8 protein-coding genes and 1 pseudogene are annotated in these 8,440 nt (G+C 38.9%); 7 read left to right on the forward strand and 2 right to left on the reverse strand.

Features of this window, described 5'->3' with window-relative positions:
* Positions 1-396, reverse strand: a 396-nt coding sequence (locus DU53_RS06780; protein WP_153020837.1) for a helix-turn-helix domain-containing protein, incomplete at its 3' end; no start/stop codon positions are given.
* 281 nt (positions 397-677) lie between these two features.
* Here DU53_RS06780 and DU53_RS06785 point away from each other — a divergent pair.
* The 6 genes from DU53_RS06785 to DU53_RS06810 all read left to right on the forward strand — a co-directional run bounded on the left by DU53_RS06785 (position 678) and on the right by DU53_RS06810 (position 7,209).
* Entirely contained in the window at positions 678-1,760 is a 1,083-nt protein-coding gene (locus DU53_RS06785) for a BMP family ABC transporter substrate-binding protein (protein WP_015868603.1), read from the forward strand.
* 72 nt (positions 1,761-1,832) lie between these two features.
* On the forward strand, positions 1,833-3,383 hold the full coding sequence (locus tag DU53_RS06790; RefSeq protein ID WP_063728200.1) for an ABC transporter ATP-binding protein: 1,551 nt from the start codon (positions 1,833-1,835) through the stop codon (positions 3,381-3,383).
* Positions 3,380-4,540: an ABC transporter permease gene (locus tag DU53_RS06795; protein WP_063728201.1), complete on the forward strand. Its 1,161-nt coding sequence runs from the start codon at positions 3,380-3,382 to the stop codon at positions 4,538-4,540. Before DU53_RS06790 ends, DU53_RS06795 begins: the two co-directional genes overlap by 4 nt.
* Positions 4,537-5,460 (forward strand): ABC transporter permease, encoded by a 924-nt coding sequence (locus DU53_RS06800; RefSeq protein ID WP_063728203.1) that lies wholly within the window; start codon positions 4,537-4,539, stop codon positions 5,458-5,460. The genes DU53_RS06795 and DU53_RS06800 overlap by 4 nt, the downstream gene beginning before the upstream one ends.
* An 18-nt stretch (positions 5,461-5,478) precedes the next feature.
* Entirely contained in the window at positions 5,479-6,402 is a 924-nt protein-coding gene (locus DU53_RS06805; RefSeq protein ID WP_063728204.1) for a nucleoside hydrolase, read from the forward strand.
* A 45-nt stretch (positions 6,403-6,447) separates the two neighbouring features.
* Positions 6,448-7,209, forward strand: coding sequence for a nucleoside phosphorylase (locus DU53_RS06810; RefSeq protein ID WP_063728206.1), 762 nt, complete (start codon positions 6,448-6,450; stop codon positions 7,207-7,209).
* Between the two features lie 588 nt (positions 7,210-7,797).
* On the opposite strand, the pseudogene DU53_RS06815 reads toward DU53_RS06810, so the two are convergent.
* Positions 7,798-8,217, reverse strand: a pseudogene (locus tag DU53_RS06815) (transposase); the annotation flags it as partial.
* A 110-nt stretch (positions 8,218-8,327) separates the two neighbouring features.
* Here DU53_RS06815 and DU53_RS12155 point away from each other — a divergent pair.
* A partial coding sequence (locus DU53_RS12155) for a helix-turn-helix domain-containing protein (protein ID WP_069971705.1) occupies positions 8,328-8,440 on the forward strand: 113 nt, incomplete at its 3' end.

Here is an 8,440-nt window from a genome sequence, read left to right on the forward strand (position 1 = left end):
CTTTTCGCCTGCAATAACCGTTGTACCCGTTCCCCAATCAACCTGAAATTGTCTACCAGGTTCTGTTTCGAATCTGACAACAATTTCAGGTTTCCCCTTGGGTCTTATTGAGGACACATACATCCGGAGTATTGTCAGTTTACCGGTATAACCTCTCTCCACCAATTCCTTAAACAACACTGTCGCTGTAAGTTCGGGATACTCCTGGAGCCTTTTCTCGATGTAATCCTTGAAAGGATCCAGTTTCGAACCTCTTTTTGCCATTTGACACCACTCCTTTTCAAGATATTTCTTTACGGTGTTGGGAGCAATGCCAAGGCGCCTGGCTATTGCTAGCTTGCTTAACCCCTCTCTGTACAATATTCTGATTTCAAAGACCTGCTTTTCCGTTAACATCTGAATACCTCCTTTTCTATCTGAGATATTCAGATGTTACTACTCAATTCTTACCGATGTTTTTGCTCATTTTTGACCGACGTTTTTACTATTTTATAATCGATGTCGACACATTTTTATGTTGTTCATATTGATCTATTTTTTGCTGTTTTTTGCAGGTATAATGGAAAAAAATAGCTAAAATACGCATTTTGCAACAAAGGATATTGTAAGGATTATGAACCAAAAGCCCGTTGGTCTTTTTCTTGGTTGATAAAACACGTAAAAAGGGAGGGATATTTGTGAAAAAGATTCTGGTTGTTTTGTTGATTGCCGTGATGTCATTGACATTATTCGGTAAGGTAAAAGCAGTTTTACTTGTTAATGGTACTTTGGGCGACAAATCTTTCTTCGACTCAGCGGCAAGAGGAATGAAAATGATAGAAGAGCAACTTGGTGTTGAAACTAAAATTATAGAGATGGGTTACAACCCTTCAGAATGGGGACCAACTTTGGAAGACATATCAGATCTTGGTGAGTACGACATAATTATCGTTGGAACATGGCAAATGGTAGAGCTGGTTGAAAGAGTAGCTCCAATGTATCCAGATACAACTTATATTATTTTCGACACGGCTGTGGATTATTCAAAAGGTAATTTGGACAATGTATATTCAATACTTTATAAACAGAACGAAGGTTCCTTCTTAGCCGGTGCCATGGCTGCCATGGTTTCTACATCAGACAAATTTAAGTACTCATTGCCGGATAAAAAGATTATCGGATTCCTTGGTGGAATGGATATTCCAGTTATCAATGATTTCCTTGTTGGATATATTGAAGGGGCACTGTATATCGATCCAGACATAAAGGTTGCCATATCATACGTAGGTGCCTGGAATGACCCTGCAAAGGGTAAAGAATTCACTTTATCCATGTATAGGCAGGGAGCAGACGTTGTATTTGCAGTAGCTGGAGAAACAGGAAATGGTGTTTTGGCGGCAGCTAAAGAAATGGATAGATGGGCAATCGGTGTTGATTCAGATATGCAGTTGTTATATGAAGAAAAAGATATGGACATTGTAAAACACACACTTTCATCAATGTTGAAGAATGTGGATTACTCATTGTTGAGAGCGGTAAAATTGTATCTGGAAGGAAAACTTCCAGTTGGACAAGTTGAAGCGCTCGGATTAAAAGAGCGTGGTGTAGGATTGGCAGATAATCCATACTTCAGAGAAATTATGGAAGCAGATCCATGGATATTGGTAAAACTAAGAGAATTAGAATTGGCTATAATTCGCGGAGATATAAAAGTAACATCAGCTTATGGGATGAGCAATGAAGAACTGAATAAAATTAGAGATGCTGTAAGACCTAAATAATAAAAATTTGCTATAAAGGTTGAAAATAGGGCTTTTTGCCCCTATTACTTTAGAGTAAAGGGTGAGAGCCAGATGAACGACTATGTTCTTGAGATGAGAGATATCTGGAAAATTTATCCTAATGGTGTTGTTGCGAATAAGGGTGTTAACTTAAAAGTCAAAAAAGGTGAAATCCACGCATTGCTTGGCGAAAATGGCGCCGGAAAAAGCACTCTGATGAAAATCTTATTTGGCTTTGAAAGACCTACTTCCGGAAAAATCTTCTATGAAGGAAAAGAAGTCGAGATCCATTCACCGGATAAAGCTATTGCATTGGGAATTGGGATGGTTCATCAGCATTTTATGTTGGTTCCTTCATTAACGGTTGTAGAAAATGTCATTCTTGGTATGGAGCCTACAAAAGGATTTTCTGTTGATCTGAAAAAAGCAACAGAATTCGTAGAAACAGAAATGAATAAATATGGATTACCTGTTCCGCTTCACGAAAAAATAAAAGATATAAGTGTTGGTATGAAACAAAGAGTAGAGATCTTGAAAACTCTCGTAAGAGGGGCTGATTTAATAATCCTTGACGAACCTACGGCCGTTTTGACCCCACAGGAAACCGTAGAACTCTTTAAAGCTTTGAAGAACCTGACCGCAAAAGGAAAAACGGTGATTTTCATAACCCACAAGCTTAATGAAGTCAAAGAAATAGCTGATAGGATCACCGTATTAAGAAGAGGTAAAACAGTTGGCGAGGCCAATGTAAAAGATGTATCTGAAAAAGACATGTCGAGAATGATGGTAGGAAGAGATGTTGAGCTGAAGATAGATAAAGAACCTGCAAAACCCGGTAAAGTAGTTTTAGAGGTGAAAGATTTACATTATACAAGAATAGATGGCGTCAAAATGCTTAAAGGAATAAATCTGAAACTAAGAGAAGGCGAAATCCTTGGCATAGCTGGAGTAGAAGGAAACGGACAAAATGAATTGGTTGATATTATCACTGGAATGGACAAACCGGAAAAAGGTGAAATTTTTATATTTGGAAAGAATATGAAAAACATGAATAGCCCGGAAGCTTTCAGAAAATCAGGAATGAGTTTTATTCCCTCAGATCGTATGAAATGGGGGATTTCCGGAGAAAACTCTATTGAAGAAAACCTGATCAGCGATAGATTTGAAAAAGAGCCTTTTTCAAAACGAGGTATTTTATCTTATAAAGATATAACCAGAAGTGCGGAAAAATTGATTTCGGAATTCGATATAAGGACAGATGGGCCCAAAACGGCTGTTAAAATGCTCTCTGGAGGAAATATACAAAAGGTTGTTGTTGCAAGAGAATTTACCTCTGATTCCAAAATCATAATAGCGGATCAACCAACGAGAGGCATAGATGTTGCGGCAGCAGACTTTATAAGAAGAAGGCTTATAAAAGAAAGAGATAACAATGTGGCTGTGTTGTTGATTTCTGCAGACTTGACAGAATTACTGGAAGTATCAGATAGAATCCTGGTTATGTATCATGGGGAATTTGTTGCACATTTCAAGGATATCTCCAAAATTAACGAAACAATATTGGGCGAATATATGCTTGGAATAAAAAAGATGAATATCGATGAAATGGGTGATTCGCTATGAAAAACATAAAAAGATATGAAGTATATAGGACTATTCTGGCGATCGCTATTGCTTTGTTATTGGGATACTTATTAATATTCTTTACAAGCATGCCTAAGGGAGATATGCCTTTAGGTGAAAAATTAAAAGAGGCTTTCCAAGCAGCAAACAAGGCGTTCAAAGTATTCCTTACTTCTCCCCTTGTGAAAGAAAGGCGCGGAAAAGTCCTTTTTAACTTGAGGGGATTCATACAATGGATGAATGAAAGTGTTCCAATAATAATTACAGGTTTGGCTGTTTCACTTGTTTTCACGGCAAAACAATTTAATATTGGTGCAGAAGGACAATTATTCATCGGTGCCGCAGTTGCAAGTTTTGCCGCGATATATTTCCCAGCAATACCTATAATACATCCTATTGTTGTAATATTACTGGCTTCATTAACTGGTGCTGCGTGGGCTTCTGTTCCAGCAATAATGAAGTCAAAATTAAACGCATCGGAACTTGTTACCTCATTGATGATGAACTATGTTGCATTATACATGGGATTGTTTATCATAAAAGTTTTTCTTAGAGACCCAAATGCTGGACAACTTGTTTCACTGCCTTACAAAGAAACATCCATGTTATTCCTGATCAATACGAGGTATAGATGGCACATTGGAATAATAATCGCTCTGGTTATGAGCTTCTTGTTATGGTTCATAGTAAAAAGAACAACCTGGGGATACAAGGTTAGATTGATTGGTAACAACAAAAATTTCGCATACTATTCTGGAATAAACACTTCAAGAACGATTTTCCAGGTTCAGGTAGTTAGCGGTGCAATTGCTGGAATGGCAGGCATTATAGAATTGATAGGATATCACGGTAGATTTTTATGGCTCTTTTCACCGGGTTATGGATGGGATGGAATCATTATTGCAACATTAGCAAGAAATAATCCTCTTTTTGTTCCAATTGCTGCTCTCTTCCTTTCGTATATAAGGGTTGGAGCTAAAACTATGGGAAGATACACGAATATTCCACCGGAAATAGTTTCCATATTGCAGGCTACAATAATATTACTTGTAACCGCAGAAGCGTTCTTATCGAGGTTACGGCAAAAAGCCATTGAAAAAGAAGCAAAGGCAAATGAACCAAATAACGTGGCAGTTGCAGGTGGTGATGTTGAATGAACAGCGCATTGAGTGCCATTTTTTCATGGGAATTTGTTGCAGCGGGAACGAGAGTTACAACGCCTATATTATTAGCCGCGTTAGGAGCACTTGTTGCAGATCTAGCCGGAACACCTAACATAGCTCTTGAAGGAACCATGTTATTTTCAGCTTTTGTTGGCGTGGTAATAAGCGGCTTCACTCAAAATTTATGGTTATCTGTTATTGGGGCTTTATTAATGGGCGTTATTATGTCGTCTATATTAGCTTACTTCTCCTTAAAACTAAAAACAGACATAATAATGGCAGCAATAGCCTTGAACATATTTGCGAGTGGTGGAACGATATTCGCGCTGTACCTTTTGACTGGAGATAAAGGATCTTCCGCATCATTAAAATCCCAAGTATTGCCTAACTTAGATATTCCTTTCATACAGGATATACCGGGAATCGGAAAAATATTGAGCGGTCATCATATCTTGACCTATGTGGCAATCATCCTCGTTTTTGTAATTCAATATATGCTGTACAAAACTCCTTTAGGATTGAGAATACGTTCCGTTGGTGAATCGCCAGAAGCAGCGAGATCTGTTGGTATTTCCGTATTTAAAACACAATTTATAGCGCTCATAATAAGCGGACTTCTGGCAAGTTTGGGCGGAATATTCCTTTCAATGGGTTATGTTTCCTGGTTTGCAAGAGACATGACAGCAGGTAGAGGCTTTATCGCATTAGCTGCACAGGCGTTAGGAGGAACATCTGCGTACGGTGTGGCATTAGGCTCATTATTGTTTGGATTTTCAGAAGCTCTTTCGTTCTCGCTACAGTTCTTGAACATACCATACGAAATAACACAATCAATGCCCTTCTTAATAACAGTCGGCGCTCTGGCATTCTATGCGTGGAACAAACTAAGAGAAGGAAAAATCAAATTCTTCTAATTTAAGGTGGTGTAAAGAATGAAACGTAAGATTATTTTGGATTGTGATCCTGGTCACGATGATGCTGTCGCTATATTGCTGGCAGGAATCGCGGAAGAGGTTGACTTGCTTGGTATAGTATCTGTAGCCGGTAATTCATATATAGAGAACACAACAAGAAATGCCCTTATTTTGGCAGAAATGGCAAAGCTGGACGTGCCAGTATTTAGAGGATCCTCGAAACCATTGTTGAGAAAGCAAATTGTGGCTCCAGATATTCATGGTGAAAGTGGTTTGGAAGGAGCAAATCTTCCACTACCTACTAAAAAAGCTGAAGAAAAAAATTACTTAGAATTTATGGCAGAAACGGTAGAGAAATTCTCGGGTGAAATTACATTTGTAGCTGTCGGACCGTTAACAAATATAGCTAAATTTGTTCTTAACTATCCTCATTTGGTTTCTAAAGTAAAAGAATTGGTAATTATGGGTGGGGGAATAAAATTTGGAAACGTAACTCCAAAAGCTGAATTCAATATATATGCCGATCCTGAAGCCGCGCAAATAGTTTTCAATGCGGGATTCAATTTGACTGTTTTCCCGCTCGACGTGACTCACCAGGCAAAAATATATATGAAAGAGATAAAAGAGATGCAGAATTTTAAATCTGAGATAACTTCTAAAATGGGATTGTTATTAGAATTCTTCCACCAAACGTATTACGATATATTTAAAATAGAAGGGGCTCCTTTGCATGATCCATGTACTATAGCCTATTTAATAAACCCGGATATATTCGAATTCGATGAATTTTATGCCCAGGTAGAAACAAAAGGTGAATTAACATACGGCGAAACAGTTGTTGATTATTGGCACCTGGAGGCCCCGAATTCAAAATGGGCGCTGAAGGTTGATAGAGAGAAGTTCATTGAAATACTTTTTGATAATTTAAAGAAATACAATTAATTTAATTCTAAATTCTATTCTAAAAGAAAGGAGAGAGGTGAAATCATGGAAGATCCAAGATACCACATAAGAATAGACGATCCAGAAAAAGTAGGAAAATACGTTTTATTACCGGGGGATAGGGGAAGAGTAAAAAGAATAGCGAAATATTTGGAAAACGCAGAGGTTGTTGGAGACAATAGAGAATATTTCACAATGACCGGGTATTTAAACGGAGAAAAGGTATCTGTAATGTCCACGGGAATGGGTGCACCGTGTATGTCGATTGGTGTAGAAGAGTTAAAAACTTTGGGTGTTCATACATACATCCGGATTGGGACAACAGGAGCTATGCAACCAAATCTGAAACTCGGTGATTCAATAATTCCAACAGCCGCAATTAGAGGCGATGGAACCATGGATTATTATTTACCGAAATCATTCCCTGCAGTTGGACATTTTGATGTAATTTCAGCTCTAAAAGAGGCTGCCAAAATAGTAGGCAATCCGCATCATTTAGGTGTTGTTCTTTCCACCGATTCATACTATGGAAGATTTTTCAATTCCAAAAAAGCTGCTGAAGAAGTGGATTTGTTCGTAAGAGCACACACTTTAGCGGTTGAGATGGAAGTGTCCGCTTTATATGTTTTAGGAAACGTACATAACTTAAGAACTGGTGCAATTTTAACTGTAAGAGAAGAATTGGGTGAAGATGGGGCTTATGTAAAGCAAGCAGGAGAAGAATATGAAAAAGGATTGGAAAAATCCATACAAATAGCAATAAAAGCAATTGAACTGTTAATAGAAAAAGACAAAGGTAATGCGTAATGTGATGTAAAACGCCTTAGAAGGCCAAGAAAATGTAAAAAATGAAAAATGGAAAAATGGGGCCTGTCCCTTCGTGGATTGTCCCCATTTTTTGTCTATTCTTCAATCTCGTTCTTTTCCTCTTTTCATCGACGAAGTCGATCGAGACAACTGCGAAGCAGTTCGCAACAACTCCGCAGGAGTTCGCTCCAATCCCGAAGGGATTCGTGTCTGCCGCGCAGCGGCTATCTCGGTTCTCGGACTCTCGGATTCTCGGATTCTTATCAGCGTCTGCGAGCCTCAGTCTTCGAGCGTCGCTCCACCAACTGACAGCGTCTGCAAGCCTCTATTATTTCCCCCACTCCGCAGGAGTGCTCACCCCTAACCCGTCATCCTGAACTTGATTCAGGATCTCGTACTTAAGAAAATAAGATTCTGGATAAAACATCTCCAGAATGACAGGTATCCGTTGACTTCTAAAGAATGACAGCGTCTGAAGCTTTCAAGACGTAGTCAAGCACTTCACAGCGTAGCTGCTTTCCGCCGCAGGTGCACATCAACTGCGCAGCAGTTCTTTCGCCTTCTCGCCTTCTCACCTACTATGTCAAGTCAAGGAGACAGACTACCTGAAACTGTTCCCAAATGGCAGTTGGTTTGAGCAACAGAGACAGGCAGGGATAACTTTTCTTTCTTCATTTTTTTAGTCCCCGGTATGCTATTTCTTGTTGTATAATTTAATCGAGGACTCTTATTCCCACGCGAGGAAAGGAAGAGTTCCTCATCGTAGGCTTTTAGGTTTCTTAGCATGGCGAAGGCTATCTTGACGAGGATGTTCGCCAATGCTCTGAGGGCATGAGCTGGTCTCTTGCCCTCTTTATTTGTTTTTTTGTCATAATAGCCTTTCATCCATGCTCCGCTGTTTTTTGCATTCATTGCCATCATATGGAGAATGCCTCTGAGTTTCTTGTCACAGTTTTTCCTCATCCTGCACATGCGAAAATTACCACTCTGGGATACTATTGGCATAGTGTCGACATCGATTATAAAATAGTAAAAACGTCGGTCAAAAATGAGCAAAAACATCGGTAAGAATTGAGTAGTAACATCTGAATATCTCAGATAGAAAAGGAGGTATTCAGATGTTAACGGAAAAGCAGGTCTTTGAAATCAGAATATTGTACAGAGAGGGGTTAAGCAAGCTAGCAATAGCCAGGCGCCTTGGCATTGCTCCCAACACCGTAAACAAATATCT

It is taken from the genome of Kosmotoga sp. DU53 (genome assembly GCF_001639905.1).
GTDB classification, from domain to species: domain Bacteria; phylum Thermotogota; class Thermotogae; order Petrotogales; family Kosmotogaceae; genus Kosmotoga; species Kosmotoga olearia.